Raw genomic sequence first — 17,440 nt, 5'->3', positions numbered from 1 at the left:
CGGTCGCACCGTGGAGGTATGACGACGGCCACCACGTACCCGACCGCCCCGCCGGCGCCGCAGACGCCGGGCTACCCGGTGCACGTCGACGCCGACAGCGAGCCGGCGCCGTCGCGCTGGCTCTGGCTGGTGAAGTGGCTCCTGGCGCTGCCGCACTACATCGTGCTGGCGTTCTTGTGGGTGGCGTTCGTCGTCCTCAGCGTCGTCGCGTTCTTCGCGATCGTCGTCACCGGGCGCTACCCGCGGGCGATCTTCGACTTCAACGTCGGGGTGCTGCGCTGGTCGTGGCGGGTCGCCTACTACTCCTACGGCGCCCTGGCCACCGACCGCTACCCGCCGTTCACGCTCGACGACGTGCCCGACTACCCGGCACGGTTCACGGTCGACTACCCCGAGCACCTGTCACGCGGTCTGGCGCTGGTGAAGTGGTGGCTGCTCGCGCTGCCGCACTACCTCGTGGTCGGCGTGTTCTTCGGGTCGGGGGCGTGGATCGCCTACGAGGCGAACGGCACCGAGCGCTGGGTGTGGGGCAGCGGCCTCGTGGGCATCCTCGTCCTCGTCGCCGCGGTCGTCCTCGCCGTGACCGGCCGCTACCCCCGCTCGGTGTACGACCTGCTGCTCGGAGTGAACCGCTGGTCGCTGCGCGTCGCCGCCTACGCGTCGCTGATGACCGATCAGTACCCGCCGTTCCGGCTCGACCTCGGGGCGCACGAGATGCTGACCAGCGCCCCTCCCCCCGCACCTCCGGCCCCGGCCGAGACTCCGCCTCCGGCCCTGGCCGTGAACCCCCCGCCGCCGCACCCGCCGCACCCGCCGCTCGATCGCTGGACGGCAGGACGCGTCGTGAGCGTCGTCGTCGGCGTCCTGCTCGCACTGGCCTCGCTCGGCCTGCTCACCGCGGGCTTCGCCGGCGTCGTGGCCGACCGCACGATGCGTGACGGCGGCGGCTACCTCATGACGCACGTGGGCCCGGTGACCAGCAGCGGGTACGCGGTCGTCACGGACGACGTCCTCATGGAGGGCTCGAGCGCCGGTGGCCGCTTCTGGCCCGCTCGCCTGCTCGGCGACCTGCGGGTCACCGCCACCCAGAGCGACCCCGCGACGGCGGTGTTCGTCGGCGTCGCGCCCGCAGCGCAGGTCGACGACTACCTCGCCGGCGCGGCGCCGCGCGTGCCGCCGGGCGACCTCGACATCTGGGTGGCGCAGGCCAGCGGCACCGGCCAGCAGCAGCTCACCTGGACGCCCGCCCGGGGCAGCTGGGCCCTCGTGGTGATGAACTCCGACGCCAGCCGTGGCGTCGACGCCGACCTGGACGCCGGCGCGACGCTGCCCGCGTTGCCGTGGGTCGGCGGAGCCCTGATGCTGCTCGGCCTGGTGCTGCTCGTGACCGGCACGCTACTGGTGGTGCTGCCGGTGCGCGCCGCGAGCTCCGGCCCCGCCTGAGGGCCGTCGTGACGGGGCGGGGTGCGAGGCGGGCGGCCGTGACGCTCGGTGCGGCGACGGCGTCCGGTGTCCTGGTCGGTGCCAGCGCGGCCGTCGCCGTGCCGCACGCGGCGAAGGACGGCGTCACCGCCCTCACGGTGGCGAGCGGGTCGGCGCTGGTGCTGTCGCTGGTGCTGCTCGTGGCCGCGGTAGCAGCCACCGGCCGGCTCGTCCGCGGCTGGCGCGGCGTCCTGGCGGCGTGCGGCGCGACGCTCCTGGCGCTACTCGCGGTCGACGTCGTGGTGCTGCCGGTCGCAGCCTCCACCGTGCCCGCGACCGCGGTCGGACGCCGTACACCGGCGGCAGCGGGCTTGGCGTTCACCGAGGTGACGACGACCACGGAGGACGGCGTCCGGCTGGCAGGGTGGTACCTGCCGTCGACGAGCCGCGCGGCGGTAGTGCTGCTGCACGGCTCAGGATCGACGCGGTCCGCGGTGCTCGGCCAGGCGATCGTGCTGGCGCGCAGTGGGTTCGGCGTGCTGGCGCTGGACGCGCGGGGACACGGGCGCAGCGAGGGCCGGGCCATGGACTTCGGCTGGTCCGGCGACGCCGATGTCGCCGCGGGGGTGGCGTTCCTCAGCACCCGCCCGGACGTCGACCCGCACCGCATCGCGCTCGTCGGGCTGTCGATGGGCGGTGAGGAGGCGATCGGCGCGGCGGCCACCGATCCGCGCGTGCGCGCCGTCGTCGCCGAGGGTGTGACCGGCCGGCAGGCGGCCGACCTGCGCTGGTTGTCGGACGCCTACGGCTGGCGGGGCGCAGCCCAGGAGGGCATCGAGGCCGCGCACACGGCCCTCGCCAGCGCCCTCACCCGGCGGCGCCCACCGACGTCCCTGCGCGACGCCGTGCGGCAGGCAGCGCCGCGGCCCGTATTGCTCATCGCGGCCGCAGAGGTGGCCGACGAGCAGCACGCCGCGGCCGACCTGAAGCGGGCGTCACCGGCGACGGTGCGGGTCTGGGTCGTACCCGGCAGCGGACACACCGAGGGCCTGCGCACCGCACCCGACCAGTGGCAGCAGCGGGTCGTGGGCTTCCTCACCACCGCCACGCGGTGACGGCGCGGGACCTTCTGCCCGACCCAGATCCCGGTCCGCGGAGCAGAGTGCAGACATGACCACCACCGCCCGCACGCACCGTGCCAGCGTGCCCCCTCAGCACTCACCAGCCGGCGCCGCACCGCTCGTCGTGCGGTTCGAGGACGGCAGCCGCGATCAGGCAGACCTGTTGGGCGGCAAGGGCGCCAACCTCTGCGAGATGACTCGCCTCGGACTGCCCGTGCCGGGCGGCTTCATCCTCACCACCGAGGTGTGCCGGACGTACATGGCGTCCGGTGAGCTGCCGGCCGGCGTCCTGGCCCAGGTGCGTGACCAGCTCGCGCGCGTCGAGGAGCGCCACGGGCTGCGGTTCGGTGACCCGGTGCAGCCGCTGCTCGTGTCGGTGCGGTCGGGGGCGCGGTTCTCGATGCCCGGGATGATGGAGACGGTGCTCGACGTCGGGCTCAACGACGAGACGGTCGTCGGGCTCGCCGAGCGCTCGGGCGAGCGGTTCGCGTGGGACTGCTACGCGCGGCTCATCGGCATGTACGGGCGCACGGTGCTCGGCGCGGACGCCGAGCGGCTGGCCCGGGCCACCGACGAGGTGCGCCGCCGCCACGGCGTGGCGCACGAGAGCGAGCTGGATGCGGACGGCCTGCGGGACCTGGTGGCGGCCACGCGGCGTGAGCTGGTGGCGGACGTCGGCAGCGACGTCCCGCACGACCCGCAGGAGCAGCTGGAGTCGGCGATCCTGGCGGTGCTGCGGTCGTGGAACTCCCCGCGGGCCCGCCTCTACCGGCGCCGCGAGGGCATCCCCGACACGCTGGGCACGGCCGTGAACGTCATGGCGATGGTCTACGGCAACGCCGGTGCGGACTCCGGCAGCGGCGTCTGCTTCACGCGCGACCCCTCGACGGGAGCCCCTGGGGCGTACGGCAACTACCTCACGAACGCCCAGGGCGAGGACGTCGTCAACGGCAGTCGCGACGCCCTGACGCTCGACCACCTCGCCGAGACCCAACCGGCCCCGCACACCGAGCTGCTGCGGCACCTCGAGACGCTCGAACGTCACTACCGCGACGTGTGCGACGTCGAGTTCACGGTCGAGCGCGGGCGGCTGTGGTTGCTGCAGACCCGCATCGGCAAGCGGACGCCGGCCGCCGCCTTCCGCGTCGCCCGCGACCTGGAGCGCGAGGGCCTCATCGACCTCGACGAGGCGATCGTGCGAGTCACCGGCCCCCAGCTCGAGACGCTCATGAACCCCCGGTTCGTCGACGCGGGGCAGCACGACGTCCTCGCCACGGGCCACGCGGTGAGTGCGGGCGCGGCCGTCGGCGAGGTGGCCCTGGACGCCGAGACGGCGGCGCGGCGGGCGGCGGAGGGGCACGACGTCGTGCTCGTGCGCACCGAGACGAGCCCCGACGACCTCGCCGGAATGGTTGCGGCGCAGGCGATCGTGACCTCACGCGGTGGCGTGACATCGCACGCGGCGGTCGTGGCGCGCGGCATGGGACGCACCTGCGTCGTCGGCAGCGGCCTGATCATCGACCTGGCGGCCCGCACCGTCACCGGGCCGGACGGCGTCAGCGTCGCCGAGGGCGACGTCGTCTCCGTCGACGGCGCCACGGGCGAGGTGCTGCGCGGCCGGCTCGACGTGCGCCCGAGCCACGTGGCCTCCGCACTCGAGACGGGTGACGCCGCGCCCGACGACATCCTGTCGAACGCGGTGCTGGACCTGTTGCGGCACGCCGACTCCCGCCGCCGGCTCGAGGTCTTCGCCAACGCCGACAACGGCCCGGACGCCGCCCGCGCCCGCCGCTACGGCGCGCAGGGTGTCGGACTGTGCCGCACCGAGCACATGCTGCTCGGTGAGCGCCGCAAGATCGTCGAGGACATCGTGCTCGGCGTCGGCCGCGATGCCGCGATGCTGGCCTTCGAGGACCTCCAGCGCGAGCAGGTGCGCGACGTCCTCGCCGCCATGGACGGCCTGCCGGTCGTCATCCGGCTGCTCGACCCGCCGCTGCACGAGTTCCTGCCCGACCTCGTCGAGACGTCGGTCGAGCTGGCGCGGGCCGAGGCCGAGGGCACGGCGACACCCGAGCAGGAGCGCCTCATGGCGGCGCTGCGGCGCTGGTCCGAACGCAACCCCATGCTGGGTCTGCGGGGCGTGCGCCTCGGCATCGTGATGCCCGAGATCTTCGCCGCCCAGGTGCGGGCGGTCGCCGACGCGGTGCTCGACCTGCGAGCGGAGGGGCACGACCCCCAGGCGCACCTGATGGTGCCGCTCGTGGCGGACGTCGCCGAGCTCGAGAACGTCCGCGAGCTGGTCGGGCGCAGCCTGGCCAACGTCAGCGCGCGCCGCGGTGTGCCGGCGCCGGCGATCCCGCTCGGCACCATGATCGAGCTGCCGCGCGCCGCGCTCACCGCCGGCGAGCTGGCCGGCCGGTGCGAGTTCTTCTCCTTCGGCACCAACGACCTCACGCAGACCACCTGGGGGCTGTCACGTGACGACGCGGAGTCCGGGTTCCTGCCGACGTACCGCGAGCTGCGGATCATCGACACCGACCCGTTCTCGACCATCGACCGCGACGGCGTCGGGCGGCTGGTGAGCATCGCGGTGCACGAAGGGCGGGCGGCGCGTCCTGACCTCGGACTCGGCGTGTGCGGCGAGCAGGGCGGCGACGCCGAGTCGGTGCACTTCTTCCACGACCTCGGCCTCGACTACGTCTCGTGCTCGCCGCCGCGGGTGTGCGCGGCGCGGCTCGAAGCCGGGCGGTCCGCCGTCCTCGGTGCGGTGTCGGGCAGCGACACCCGATGACCCACGCACGGGCCGATCGGCGCCAAAGATCATCAGCAGCAACGAGTTCCAGCGGACTCAGGAGGACGCCATGACACTCCCCCTCACGCGGCGGACCCTCGCCGAGCACCACGACCTCGCGCTGGCTGACGCCGTCGTGGTGGGCTTCGACGGCAGCTGGCACAGCCGGCCGGCGGTCGAGCGCGCCGCCGACGAGGCAGCGCAGCGAGGCATGCACCTCAAGCTGCTGTCGCTCGTCACGACGGACGTCGACACGTCGCTCAGCCCGCACGCGCAGGACCTCGACGAGCAGCAGCGGATGACGATCGCCCGCACGATCGCCGAGGACGTCGCCGAGCAGGTCGTGAGCGCGCGTCCCGGCCTGCTCGCGACGGTCGACGTCGTGGGCGTGCCCGACCCGGACGCGGTGCGCGAGCACCTCTCGACCTGCCGGCTGCTGGTGGTCGGCGACCGCGGCGGCCACGGCGCCCGGGCGTTCCTGCTCGGGACGACGAGCCGCGAGCTGGTGCGGTCGGTGAGCTGCCCGGTGCTCGTCGTCCCGGACGACTGGCTGGCGCAGGAGCCGGCCGCGCAGGGAGCGATGTCGCACGCCGTCCTGGTGGGCGTCGGGCGGGGCGCGGAGGCGGCGCACACGCTGCAGGTCGCGGCCGCCGAGGCGCAGCGCAACGGGGCGCACCTGCTGGTGCTGCACTCCTACGCGGGGGCGCCAGGGGAGTCCCCCGAGGCGCGGCTCGAGCACGGGCGAGAGGTCGTCGAGCAGGCTCTGACGAGCGCCGCCATCGACCCCGCGGTGCACGTCACCACCGTGTTCACGCCCGACCCGGCCGCCGAGGCGCTGCTGCTGCACGCGAGCCGCACCCGGCTGCTCGTGATCGGCTCGCGCGGCCCCATCGCGCTCGCGCGGCTGTCGATCGGGTCGGTGAGCCGGCAGGTGCTCGACGAAGCGACTGCGCCCGTCCTCGTCGTCCCCTGACCCCAGCGGCCCCCCTCCCCTCGTGCACTTCGGATCCGAACCGCACGGTGGGGCGCGGGGAGGTCAGGTGGGGAGGTGGCGCACCACCGGCCCCCAGGGCACTTCTGCCGGAGGTGCCACGCGCACGCGGGCGTCGACCACCAGCGGCGGCCCGGAACCGACGAGCACGGGGTTGAGGTCCAGCTCGGCCACGTCGAAAAGGTCGGTCACGAGCTCCGACACCCGGCTCACCAGCTCGTACAGCCGGGCCGAGCCGACCGACGCCGCGCTGCCCACGATCCCGTCGGAGCAGCGCAGCGAGCGCACCATCGCCTCCACCTCGACCATCGGCGCCGGCGCCAGGGCCCACGCCCGGTCAGGGTCGACATCGGTGTCGACGCCGCCGCGGCCCACCATCACGAGCGGCCCCCAGCCCGGCTTGCGGGTGCCCCCGATGATCACCTCGCGCCGCCCGAACACCATCGGCTGGACGACGAACCCGCGCACCTCGTCACCCAGCCGCTCGACCATCTCGTGCGCGGCATCACGCACGTCGTGGGCGCTGCGCAGGTCGAGCGCGACGGCGCCGCGTGCCGTCTTGTGCACCAGCGACTCGCCAAAAGCCTTGAGCGCCAGCGGTGCGCGCAGCGTCGCGCTGGCGTCGGCGGCGTTCTCGGGCGAGTCGGCCTCCACCGTGGGTACGAGGTCGACGTGGTAGGCGCGCAGCAGGTCACGCACCTCGCGCGGCTCCAGCCAGCAGCCCTCGGGACGGCGCAGCAGCGCCCCGCGCACCACCTCGCGCGCCGTCGCGGCGTCCGCGCGTGGCACCGGGTCGGCCAGTGGTCGCGCCTGCGCCTGCTGGCGCACCCACGAACCCCATCTCGCCTGCCCGGCAAGTGATCGGACGGCGCGCGCCGGGTCGTCGAACCACGGAACCCGCCCGCCCTCGCGCCCGCCCTCGCCGGTGATGCACAGCACCGTCGTGACGTCCGGGTGCGACGCCGACGTCCGGTCGACCACGGAGCGGATCAACGCGGTCGGTAGCTGCTGCAGAGGCGTCAGCGCGAGCAGCAGCGCGTCCACGCCGGGGTCGTCCATCACCGTCGCCATGGCCTGCTCGAGGACGTCGGCACCGGCCGAGGCGGTCATGTCGACCAGCTGCCCGGACGACGCCCCCGGCGCGAGCAGCATGTCGAGCCGCATCAGCGTGTGCTGCGTGAGCTCCGCCGCCACCAGCCCGCTCTCCGACAACGCGTCGAGGGCGAGCACGCCGGGTCCGCCGGAGTTCCCCACCACCGCAACGCGCAGGCCCCGCGGAGTGCTTTGGGTGGCGTGCAGGGTGGCGATGTCGGCGAGCTCCTCGAGCGATGCGACCCGGGTGATCCCGGTCCGCCGGCACAAGGCGTCGACCGCCGCGTCGTCCACGGCAGCGGCGCCGGTGTGGCTCCGCGCGGCCACCCGCGCCGCCACCGAGCGTCCGGGCTTGAGCAGCAGCACCGGCTTGCGGGTCGTGGCCTCCTGCGCCACGCGAGCCAGTGCGGACGGGTCGGCGAGGCCCTCGAGGTGCAGGGCCACGACACTCGTCTCGGCGTCCTCGGTCGCGTAGGCGAGCAGCTCCGCCGGCCCGACGTCGGGTGCGTCGCCGAGCGTCGCGAGCACCGAGACGCCGAGGCCCCGCCGATCGAGCATCTCGACCAGACCGGCGGCCACCGCGCCCGACTGCGCGACGACGGCGACCCGGCCCGGCCGCGGCGCCTTGGGGAGGAACGAGGCGTCGAGCCGCACCGACCGGTCGGTGTTGACCAGGCCGATGCAGTTGGGCCCGAGCAGCCGCACACCGGCCTCGCGGCACAGCTCGCGCAGCCGGTCCTCGTCGTGGGGTGACCCCTGCTCGGTCGCGTGGCCGAACCCGGCACTCAGCACCAGCAGCGCGCCGACGCCGAGCGCCAGCAGGTCTCGCACCACCGCCTCCACCTCGGGCGCCGGCACCGCGACGACACCGAGGTCGATCGAGCGCGGCAGGTCGGCCACCGACCGGTACGCCGGCACCGAGTGCACCGCGTGTCCCGAGCGGTTCACGACGTAGAGGGGGCCGGTGAACCGCGCCCGACGCAGGTGGGCCACCACCTGGTGGCCGACGCCGTTGCGGCGACGCCCCGCACCGACCACCACCACTGACTGGGGGGCGAGCAACCGCGCCAGCGACTTCACGCTGCTGGTGACGGCACGGCGGCCGGCCTCGGCGGCGCCGGGCCCGTTCTCCTGCAGCGGGATACGGAACGTGACCGTGTCGGCGTCCGTGAGGGCCTCGCGAACGAGGCCGCTGTCGCGCAGCACCTGCACCATCTGGTCGTTGGCGCTCAGCACGAAGGCGGTCACACCGGCGAGCCCGCGGGCCCTGGCCCGGGCGACGAGGTCCTCGAGCAGCAGCGTGCCGATGCCCCGGTGCTGGTGCTCGTCGGCCACGAGCATTCCGATCTCGGCCTCGCCCTCGGTGAGCACGTGGCTGGACGCCACCGCGACGAGCTCGCCGTGCAGCCTCGCGACCACGGCGTCCAGCCCTCGCGCCGGGTCGAGGAGCTGCTCGACGTAGGCATCGACGGCCGGGTGGCCGGCCCCGAGGAACCGTTGGTACAGCGAGCGATCCGACGCACGAGCGAACAGGTCCGTCAGCTCGTCGCGAGTCACCGTAGACACGCTGGAGATCTCGAACGGCACGCCGTCGGCCGAGAGCGTCTCGTAGCGCTCGGGCCACGCAGCCACCGCGGCCGGGTGACCGGGGCTCATCGTCGGGACGTCGGTCTCAGGCCCGTTCCTCGGGCGCGTCCTGGCCACGTGCGGCCGCCTCACACGGCTTCGACCGCCGCCTGGCGGCGGTGGCGCGTCGTCATGGCGGTCGACACCGGCACGAGCACCACCGGGCACCGCGAGTAGCGCAGCGACGGGCGGTGGTCGGTGTCGTCGAGCGGGACGACGAGCAGGTCACCGGGCAGCGTGCGTTCGAACTCCACGTGCGCGGCCCGGCCCTCGACGAGAACCCCCGTGACCGTGGCGACGCCGCGCACCGCTGCGCGCACGGCGGCCATCGTCGCGCCGTGCCGCTTCGCGGCGTCGTCGTGGGCGGCGTCCTCGACCTCGGTGGCGAGCAGGTCGCCGGCCATCGCACCCACCGACCACGTGTCGAGCACGTGCAGCTCGCGCGCCGTGCGCCTGGCTCGCCGGGTGGCCCACGTGAGAGCGGACGCCGCCGCCGCGCCGCTGTGGCAGGTGAGCACCACGCGCTGCTCGGGTTGCGGGACGGCCTCGGGACCCAGCAGCACCACCGGCTCGGTGGCGAGGCGCACGCACCGCCGGCTCACGCTGCCGAGCAGCGTGCCCACCGGGCCGATGTGGCCGCGCGTGCCCAGCACCAGCAGCTCGGCCCCGTGGGCAGCGTGGGTCACCGTGTCGGCTGCGGCGCCCTGGTGCACGATCGTCACCACCACGGCGCGGCCACGCACGATCGGAGCAGCCAGCTGCTGCGCCTCGTCCGCCGTCGCCTCGGCCGCGTCTCGCCCGACGGTCTCGGGGTCGTGGTGCCAGCTGCCGACATCGGGCAGCCAGGCGACGACGATCCGCAGCTCGCCGCGCAGCTCGGCGGCCTCGCGCGCCGCCCACTGCACCGCGGCCCGCGCGGCGGGCGACCCGTCGTACCCGACCACCACGAACGGTCGGTGCGTCGCCAGGTGGGCGGCGTCTGGACTGGACATGGTGGCTCCTCCCGTCGTCCCTGGGATCACCATCTCGGCGCCAGTGGGTACGAGACAGGGCCGTTGGTCCCCCACTGACCTTGGCGCCCGATGCGAGCATGAGGTGAGCCGCAAGGACGCCCTAGGAGGGGACATGGCCGGCACGTTGACCTTCCTCGGCGGAACGGGCACGGTCACGGGGAGCCGCTTCCTCCTGCGTCACGGCGACGGGCGCTACCTCGTCGACTGCGGCCTCTACCAGGGCGAACGCCAGTGGCGGCGGCGCAACTGGGAGCCCTTCGTGCCACCTGCCGAGACCATCGACCACGTCGTGCTGACGCACGCGCACCTCGACCACTCCGGCTACCTCCCGGCGTTGGTGCGCCAGGGCTTCAGCGGCCCGATCTCGTGCAGCGCCGGTACCGCTGCTCTCGCCGAGATCGTGCTGCGCGACAGCGCGCACCTGCAGGAGGAGGACGCGCAGGCGGCGCGCGAGCAGGGCTGGAGCCGGCACGACCCACCCCTGCCGCTGTACGACGCGGCCGACGCTGAGCGGGCGATCGCGCTCTTTCGGCCGCACCCGTACGGCGAGCGCGGCGCCCTGGGCGCCGACGTCGGCTTCACGCTGTCGCGCGCGGGCCACATCCTCGGCTCGAGCAGCATCCTGCTGGACGTCGGTGACTCCCGCCTGCTCTTCAGCGGTGACCTCGGCCGGCCCACGCACCCGGTGCTGCTGCCCCGCGACGACCCGCCCGCCGCGACGACGGTGGTGGTGGAGTCGACGTACGGCGACCGCACCCACTCGGCACCTCGCGGCGAGCGGCACGAGGTGCTCGCGGACGCCGTTCGGCGCACCCTCCAGCGCGGTGGGTCCGTCGTGGTGCCGGCCTTCGCGATCGACCGCACCGAGCTGGTGCTGCACGAGCTGGCCCGGCTGATGCGCGTGGGCGCCATCCCCGCCGTGCCGGTCTACGTCGACAGCCCGATGGCGCTGGCCTCCCTGGCGGCGTACCGCCGCCCCGACCTGCGCCCCGAGCTGCGGCCGGACGTCGGCGACGACTTCTTCGACCTGCCGGGCGTTCAGGCGGCCCGCAGCGTCGAGGAGTCGATGCGGCTCAACCAGCCACGCCACCCGTGCATCATCGTGTCGGCGAGCGGTATGGCCACGGGCGGCCGCGTCGTCCACCACCTGCGCTACCTGCTGCCCGACCGCCGGAACACGGTGGTGCTCACCGGGTACCAGGCCGTGGGCACGCGTGGCCGGGCCCTGCAGGACGGCGCGCGCCAGCTGAAGATGCACGGGCGCTACGTGCCGGTGCGCGCCGAGGTGGTGATGGACGAGGAGTTCTCGGTGCACGCCGACGCCGGCGAGCTGGTGACGTGGCTGCAGCGGCTACCGAGCGCACCCGAGACGGTGTACGTGGTGCACGGGGAGCCCGAGGCCTCGCGCGGCCTCGCCCGACGCGTCCAGGCCGAGACCGGTTGGTGCGTGGTCGTTCCCGAGGTGGGAGAGAAGGTGCGCATCGGTTGAGCACCATGGTCGGCCTCACCTCCACCGAGGCGGCCCGAGCGCTCGAGGACGTCGGCCCGAACGCGCTGCCGGTCGCCGCCCCGCCTCGGTTGCTGCTGCGCGTGCTGCGATCGGCCAAGGACCCGCTCGTGCTGGTGCTGCTCGGCGCGGCGGTGCTGACGGTCGTCACGCGCGACCTCGCCGACGCTGCGGTGATCGGCCTGGTGCTGGTCGTCAACACCGTGGTCTCGGTGCGCCAGGAGGTGGGAGCCGACCGGGCCCTGGAGGCGCTGTCGAACCTCGGTGCACCGGAGTGCCGGGTGGTGCGCGACGGCACCGAGCGGGTCGTGCTGGTGCGCGACATCGTGCCGGGAGACCTGGTGCTGCTCGGCGAAGGTGACCTCGTGCCCGCCGACGGCGCCGTGCTCGAGGCCGTCTCGCTGCGGGTCGACGAGTCGACCCTCACCGGCGAGTCCGTCGCGATCGACAAGGTCGCGGTCGGCGAGCTGGCGGCGACCGCTGACACCTCGCGACTGCTCGCGGGCACCGCCGTCGTCCACGGCCGCGGCACGCTGCACGTCGACGCCACCGGCCGCAGCAGCTCGCTCGGGCAGATCGCCGCCATGCTGGAGGGGCCGCGCGTCGTCACCCCGTTGCAGCGGCGGATGGCGCGGCTGTCGGCCCTCATCGCCGCGGCCACGATCGTGCTGTGCGCGGTGGTGCTGGGGATCGGCTGGGTGCGTGGCCAGGACCTCGAGCTGATGGTGCTGGCCGCCGTCAGCCTCGCCGTGGCCGCGGTGCCGGAGTCGCTGCCGGCCGTGGTCACGATCAGCCTGTCGCTCGCCGCGCGGCGCATGGCCCGCCGGCACGCGCTGGTGCGCAACCTGGCGGCGGTCGAGACGCTGGGTTCGGTGACCCTGCTCGCCACCGACAAGACCGGCACGCTGACCAACGCCAGCATGTCAGTGGTCGACTGGTGGCCGGCCCCCGGCGTCGACCCGTGGCACCTGCGTCGCGCGGCCGCGCTGTGCAACGACGCCACCCTCGATGTTGGCCGCGACGGCGGGCACGCCGGCGACCCCACCGAGGTGGCGCTGCTCGTCGCGGCTCGTGCTGACGCGCACCTGGGCAGCGACGACCTCACCCGCTTCCCTCGCGTCGCCGAGGTCCCCTTCGACAGCGTGCGCAAGCGCATGACCACCGTGCACTCGACGCCGGACGGCGAGCTGCTGCTGGTGTGCAAGGGGGCACCGGAGTCGCTCGCCTCCACTGGCCTGCTCGACGACGGGTCCGCGCTCGAGGAGGCGTTGCGGCGCAGTCACTCCCTCTCCGCCTCGGGGCTGCGGGTGCTGGCGCTGGCGGAGCGGCGCGAATCGCGGGCGGGCCGCTCGGACGGTCAGCTCGCCGACGACCTGAGGGCCGGTGGCCGACCGCTGCGGCTGCTCGGCCTGGTGGCCCTGCAGGACCCGCCGCGCGCCTCCGCGCACGCGACCCTGGAGTCGTGCCGCACCGCCGGTATTCGCGTCGTGCTGGTCACGGGCGACCACGCGCTCACCGCGACGTCGATCGCCCGGCAGGTCGGCCTCGCGCCAGAGCCCTTGCGGCAGCTGGATCTCAGTACGCAGCCGCTCGACCGTGGCGATGGCCTGGACGTCGACGTGATCGCCCGCGCCACGCCCGCTGACAAGCTCTCGGCCATCCGCATCTGGCAGGACGAGGGCCACGTGGTCGCCATGACCGGCGACGGCGTCAACGACGGGCCAGCCCTGCGGCGCGCCGACATCGGCGTCGCGATGGGACAGCGCGGCACCGAAGTCGCCCGCCAGGCCGCCGACCTCGTCATCGCCGACGACGAGCTCGCCACCGTCGTCGCCGCGGTGGAGGAGGGCCGCCGCGTCTACGCCAACATCCGCCGCTTCCTGCTCTACGGGCTGTCCGGTGGCATGGCCGAGATCGTCGTCATGCTGGTCGGCCCGTTCGCGGGGATGCCGTTGCCGCTGCTGCCCGCGCAGATCCTGTGGATCAACCTGCTCACCCACTCGCTCACCGGTACCGCGCTCGGCTCGGAGCCGGTCGAAGTCGGGTCGATGACACGTCCGCCTCGCAGTCCGCGTGAGGGAGTGCTGGGCGGTGGGCTGTGGTGGCGCATCGCCGTGCTCATGCTGGTGGTCGCCGGGGTCGGGGGTGCGGCAGCGTGGGCGGTGCCGGCGTCCGTCGCGCAGTCGACCCTGCTGGTCGCACTCGGGACGGCGATGCTGGGCGTTGCGCTCGGAGTCCGCGCCCGCGCGCACCGGCCCCGGGCCAACCCCTTGCTGCCGGTGTCGGTGGCGACGTCGGAGCTGCTGCTCGTGGCCGCCGTCGAGCTCCCACCGTTGCAGGAGCTCATGGACACGACCTCGATCGGTGGGGCGGGCTACCTCGCGTCGGCCGCGGCCGGGGTCGCCGCGTGGCTGCTCACCCGGCTCATGCGGGTCAGCTGACCTCTCGGCGCATCACCCGGCCGCCCGGATGGCCTCGAGCGTGGCGGTGACCGCGGCTCGGGCGACACCGTGGCCACGGTGGCGGCTACCCGTGAAGACGCAGCCGATGCGCCAGTCCGGCAGGGACGCGAGCTCCTTGTCGTAGACCTTGCGGTTCTTGATGTTCGGCAGCTCCGCCGGCGACCCGTACTGACACCAGCCCACGCAGTCGTCGCCGTCGTAGACGAGGGTCTGGTGCACACTGCCGCGCGTGACGTGGTCGCGTTTGGCCTGTCGGTTGCCACCTGGCTCTTCGGCCTGCCGCCCAGCGGGCGCGCGTGGCAACGCCGGCCCCCTGGCGGTCTTCGCCTCAGATGAACAGCAGCTGGGCGCCGTCGGTCTTCTCGATGAAGTCGGCCGCGCTGATGATCGCCTCGACGCCGTCGTACAGGTCATCCTCGTCGAGCTTCATCATGTCCGCCGACATCCGGCACGCCCACAGGTGACCGCCGGAGTCGACGATCTGCTGCAGGAAGTCTGGGACGTCGGGCACGCCGACCTCCTCGATCTGCTTGCGCATCCGCGAGGTGGCCAGCGCGGTCATGCCAGGCAGGCCTCCGAGACCCTGCGGCATGTGCGTGGCCGGGTTGCCCAGCATCGTGAACTGCAGGTGCCCCATCGTCTTGCGGTTGATCATGTCGAAGCCCCAGAAGGTGAAGAACAGGTGCGTCTCGACGCCTTCGCCGAGTGCGGCGTTCGCCAGGATGAGGCCGGGGTAGGCCATGTCGAGGCTGCCCTTGGAGCAGATGATCGCGAGCTTGCGACCAGTGCCCTCCTCGTCGAACGACGGCACGAGCGGGGCCGCCTGCGGGACGGCCGTGTCGGTGGTGGTCATGACGCTCCTCGCTCTCAGACGCAGCCGTGCGGCTTGGGCAGGCCGGACACGTAGGCGAGCTTCTTCGCCGGCTTCTTCGGGAACAGCTCGAACAGGCGCTTGGTCGGGAAGCCGCCCACGGTCGAGATGCGGCGCAGCGTGGCGGTCTCGCCCTTCTCGGCGAAGTCCTGGCGCAAGAAGCGGATCACCTGCCGGTGCTCGTCGGTGAGCTGCAGGCCGATCTGGGCGGCCAGCGCCTCGCTCAGCGTCTCGTCCCACTCGCCGTACTCGGTCATGAAGCCCTCGTCGTCGACGGTGATGCTGCGGCCGTCGAGCGTGGTCACGGGCATGGCTGGGCCTCCTTGTGCGGTTGCTCCTTGCCGGCCATCGACATGGCGGTCGGCAACGGGATCGGGCGGCCGGGCAGCAGCAGGTTCCAGTAGACCCACCGGAACGCGAGCTTGCCGAGGTGGTTGGCCCGCGTCTCCTTCGCAGGCTGAGCGGCCCCACCACCGGGAGCGGGAAGCGGCCCGGCAGCGGCTCGGTGTCGTAGTTGAAGTCGATGAGCAGGCCCTTGCCGTGCCCGCTCTCGACGAAGCAGTTCGCATGACCGTCGAACGCCTTGGCCATGGGCCGCCCGGCGATCTCGTCGAGGAAGTTCTCGACGAACACCTCCACCGAGAAGTGCGCCACCGAACCGGCCTTCGACGCCGGGATGTCAGACGCGTCCCCGATGGCGAAGACGTTGCTGTGGGCGTTGGAGCGCAACGTCTTCTTGTCGACCGGCACGTAGTTGAGCTCGTCGCCAAGCCCCGACCGCTCGACGAACTCCGCGCCCATGTTGAGCGGCACGGTCACCAGCAGGTCGAACGGCACCTCGCGCTCGTCGTACGACAAGAGGGTCTTGGCCACGGGGTCGATGCTCTCGACGACGAAGTCGGCTTCGACGTCGATGCCTCGCTCGTCGAGCATCGACTGCAGGTGCTCGGCGGCTATCGGCTGGGTGAAGGCGCCGGGCAACGGCGTGACGTACGTGATCGACACGCGGTCGCGCACGCCACGCTCGCGCAGGAACGCGTCGGCGAGGAACGTGAACTCCAGCGGCGCGACCGGGCACTTGATCGGCATCTCGGTGACGTGCACGACGAGCCGGCCGTGGTCGAACCGTTGCAGCACCGGGCCGAGCGCGATCGCGCCGTCCAGCGTGTAGAAGTCGAAGACGCTCTTGCGCCACTCGTCGCTCAGCATGCCCGGTGTCTGGTCGGGGCGAGGCGTCGTGCCGCTGGCGATGACGAGGTAGTCGTAGGGCAGCGAGCGCCCGTCCATGAGGGTCACGACGTCGTCGTCGGCCTGCACGCGGTCGACCTCGCCCACGACGAAGTCGACGCCTCGAGCGAGGAACCGGCTGCGCGGCTTGGTGAGCTGCTCGGGCCGGTATCCGCCGAAGGGCAGGAACAGGTAGCCCGGCTGGTACGGGTGGACGTCGTCGCGGTCGACCACGGTGATCGACCACTCAGCGGGGTCGAGCCGGTGGCGCAGCTTGTTGGCCACCATCGTCCCGGCGGTGCCGGCGCCCAGCACCACGAGTCGCTTCATCACAGGCTCCTTACTCGCTCTCTCGGGTGCGGACGACGGCCACCGGGCAGTCGGCGAGCTGCAGGACGTGCCGGCTCACCGAGCCGAGCAGCAGGCCGGAGAACCCACCGCGGCCACGCGAGCCGACGACGAGCAGGTCGGCGCCGGCGGAGTCCTTGGTCAGCAGCTCGACGGGTTCGGCGCGCACGATCTGCTGTCGCACCTCGACATCGGGGTACTTCTCGCCCCACCCGGCGATGACCTCCGACACCAGCGCCCGCTGGCTCATCTCGAGCTCTTCGTGCTCGCCACCGGTGTACGGGACGGCGAACACGTCGCCGGCGTACTCGAGCCACCAGCCGTGCACGACCGTGAGCGTCGCGCCGCGCGACGAGGCCTGGGCGAACGCGTAGCCGACCGCGTCGTGGCACGTGCCCGCGCCGTCGACGCCGACGATGACGCGGCGCTCAGTCGACACCGCCCTGGGTGGCGCCTGTCGCACGACGACCACGGGGCACTGGCTGTGCGCGGCGACTTGCCCCGCCGTCGACCCGAGCAGCGCCCGGGCCACGCCACGCCGGCCGGCGGTGCCGACCACGACGGTGTCAGCGCGCGTCGAGGCGTCGATAAGGAACTTGGCGGCCGAACCGGTGTGCACGGCCGCGGTGACGCTGAGGTCGGGACCCAGCCGGTTGGCGCGCGCGACGGCGTCGTTGATCACCGCCTGCGCCATGCCACGCAGGTCGTCGAGCGCCGGTAGGACGCCGACCGTCATCGTCGGGTAGTCCTGCACGAAGACGTGCACGAGGTGCAGCGGCCGCTTGCGGCGGGCCGCCTCGTCGGCGCCCCAGTCGATCGCGAGCTCGGACGACGGCGAGCCGTCGACGCCGACGACCACCGCACCGCGGGGCGTGGGGGTGTCGCGGACGGTCATGGCGGCCTCCTCAGCAGGCTGGGCGCCGGTGCCAGGTGGTACCGGCTGCCAGCTCAACCCTCGCTGGGGCGCAC

11 protein-coding genes and 2 pseudogenes are annotated in these 17,440 nt (G+C 73.5%); 6 read left to right on the top strand and 7 right to left on the bottom strand.

What is annotated here, in order from left to right; genetic code table 11:
* Positions 1-18: 18 nt before the first annotated feature.
* The 4 genes from ASD06_RS13710 to ASD06_RS13695 all read left to right on the top strand — a co-directional run bounded on the left by ASD06_RS13710 (position 19) and on the right by ASD06_RS13695 (position 6,307).
* Positions 19-1,443 carry a DUF4389 domain-containing protein gene (locus ASD06_RS13710; protein ID WP_056678768.1) on the top strand — a complete coding sequence of 475 codons (1,425 nt, stop codon included), beginning with the start codon at positions 19-21 and terminating at the stop codon, positions 1,441-1,443.
* A 38-nt stretch (positions 1,444-1,481) separates the two neighbouring features.
* Complete coding sequence (locus ASD06_RS13705) at positions 1,482-2,537, top strand: alpha/beta hydrolase (RefSeq protein ID WP_056678766.1); 1,056 nt, start codon at positions 1,482-1,484, stop codon at positions 2,535-2,537.
* A gap of 55 nt (positions 2,538-2,592) precedes the next feature.
* Positions 2,593-5,334: a pyruvate, phosphate dikinase gene (ppdK, locus tag ASD06_RS13700; RefSeq protein WP_082538049.1), complete on the top strand. Its 2,742-nt coding sequence runs from the start codon at positions 2,593-2,595 to the stop codon at positions 5,332-5,334.
* Positions 5,335-5,404: 70 nt separating this feature from the next.
* On the top strand, positions 5,405-6,307 hold the full coding sequence (locus ASD06_RS13695) for a universal stress protein (protein WP_056678764.1): 903 nt from the start codon (positions 5,405-5,407) through the stop codon (positions 6,305-6,307).
* A 63-nt stretch (positions 6,308-6,370) separates the two neighbouring features.
* Here the strand turns inward: ASD06_RS13695 and ASD06_RS13690 are convergent, their stop codons facing one another.
* Entirely contained in the window at positions 6,371-9,073 is a 2,703-nt protein-coding gene (locus ASD06_RS13690; protein ID WP_056678761.1) for a bifunctional GNAT family N-acetyltransferase/acetate--CoA ligase family protein, read from the bottom strand.
* Positions 9,074-9,132: 59 nt separating this feature from the next.
* A complete protein-coding gene (locus ASD06_RS13685; RefSeq protein ID WP_056678758.1) occupies positions 9,133-10,035 on the bottom strand; it encodes a universal stress protein in 903 nt (300 codons plus the stop codon).
* 133 nt (positions 10,036-10,168) lie between these two features.
* On the opposite strand from ASD06_RS13685, the gene ASD06_RS13680 reads away from it, so the two are divergent.
* Positions 10,169-11,545 carry an MBL fold metallo-hydrolase RNA specificity domain-containing protein gene (locus ASD06_RS13680; protein ID WP_056678755.1) on the top strand — a complete coding sequence of 459 codons (1,377 nt, stop codon included), beginning with the start codon at positions 10,169-10,171 and terminating at the stop codon, positions 11,543-11,545.
* Between the two features lie 5 nt (positions 11,546-11,550).
* Positions 11,551-14,004, top strand: a complete 2,454-nt coding sequence (locus tag ASD06_RS13675) for a cation-translocating P-type ATPase (protein WP_056678751.1) — start codon at positions 11,551-11,553, stop codon at positions 14,002-14,004.
* Positions 14,005-14,016: 12 nt separating this feature from the next.
* Here ASD06_RS13675 and ASD06_RS13670 read toward each other — a convergent pair whose 3' ends face one another.
* From ASD06_RS13670 to ASD06_RS13650, 5 genes and pseudogenes are all read right to left on the bottom strand, one after another.
* Positions 14,017-14,244: a GNAT family N-acetyltransferase gene (locus ASD06_RS13670; protein WP_056678748.1), complete on the bottom strand. Its 228-nt coding sequence runs from the start codon at positions 14,242-14,244 to the stop codon at positions 14,017-14,019.
* A 109-nt stretch (positions 14,245-14,353) separates the two neighbouring features.
* Positions 14,354-14,794 (bottom strand): annotated as a pseudogene (locus ASD06_RS20035) (DsrE/DsrF/DrsH-like family protein); the annotation flags it as partial.
* Between the two features lie 98 nt (positions 14,795-14,892).
* Entirely contained in the window at positions 14,893-15,207 is a 315-nt protein-coding gene (locus ASD06_RS20030; protein ID WP_056678742.1) for a TusE/DsrC/DsvC family sulfur relay protein, read from the bottom strand.
* Positions 15,198-16,453, bottom strand: a pseudogene (locus ASD06_RS20025) (NAD(P)/FAD-dependent oxidoreductase). The gene ASD06_RS20030 and the pseudogene ASD06_RS20025 overlap by 10 nt, the downstream one beginning before the upstream one ends.
* Positions 16,454-16,463: 10 nt before the next feature.
* A complete protein-coding gene (locus ASD06_RS13650; RefSeq protein WP_056678739.1) occupies positions 16,464-17,366 on the bottom strand; it encodes a universal stress protein in 903 nt (300 codons plus the stop codon).
* Between the last annotated feature and the right edge of the window lie 74 nt (positions 17,367-17,440).

The organism is Angustibacter sp. Root456, assembly GCF_001426435.1.
In the GTDB taxonomy this organism is placed as follows: domain Bacteria; phylum Actinomycetota; class Actinomycetes; order Actinomycetales; family Angustibacteraceae; genus Angustibacter.
The sequence above is the reverse complement of the archived record's forward strand: the minus strand, read 5'-3'. Positions and strand labels throughout refer to the sequence as shown.

Excerpts from the sequence above, each read along its gene's own strand:
- ASD06_RS13710 (WP_056678768.1), top strand. The coding sequence starts at position 19 with ATGACGACGGCCACCACGTACCCGACCGCCCCGCCGGCGCCGCAGACG.
- ASD06_RS13695 (WP_056678764.1), top strand. The coding sequence starts at position 5,405 with ATGACACTCCCCCTCACGCGGCGGACCCTCGCCGAGCACCACGACCTC.
- ASD06_RS13675 (WP_056678751.1), top strand. The coding sequence starts at position 11,551 with ATGGTCGGCCTCACCTCCACCGAGGCGGCCCGAGCGCTCGAGGACGTC.
- ASD06_RS13680 (WP_056678755.1), top strand. The coding sequence starts at position 10,169 with ATGGCCGGCACGTTGACCTTCCTCGGCGGAACGGGCACGGTCACGGGG.
- ASD06_RS20030 (WP_056678742.1), bottom strand. The coding sequence starts at position 15,207 with ATGCCCGTGACCACGCTCGACGGCCGCAGCATCACCGTCGACGACGAG.
- ASD06_RS13690 (WP_056678761.1), bottom strand. The coding sequence starts at position 9,073 with ATGAGCCCCGGTCACCCGGCCGCGGTGGCTGCGTGGCCCGAGCGCTAC.
- ppdK (WP_082538049.1), top strand. The coding sequence starts at position 2,593 with ATGACCACCACCGCCCGCACGCACCGTGCCAGCGTGCCCCCTCAGCAC.
- ASD06_RS13685 (WP_056678758.1), bottom strand. The coding sequence starts at position 10,035 with ATGTCCAGTCCAGACGCCGCCCACCTGGCGACGCACCGACCGTTCGTG.
- ASD06_RS13650 (WP_056678739.1), bottom strand. The coding sequence starts at position 17,366 with ATGACCGTCCGCGACACCCCCACGCCCCGCGGTGCGGTGGTCGTCGGC.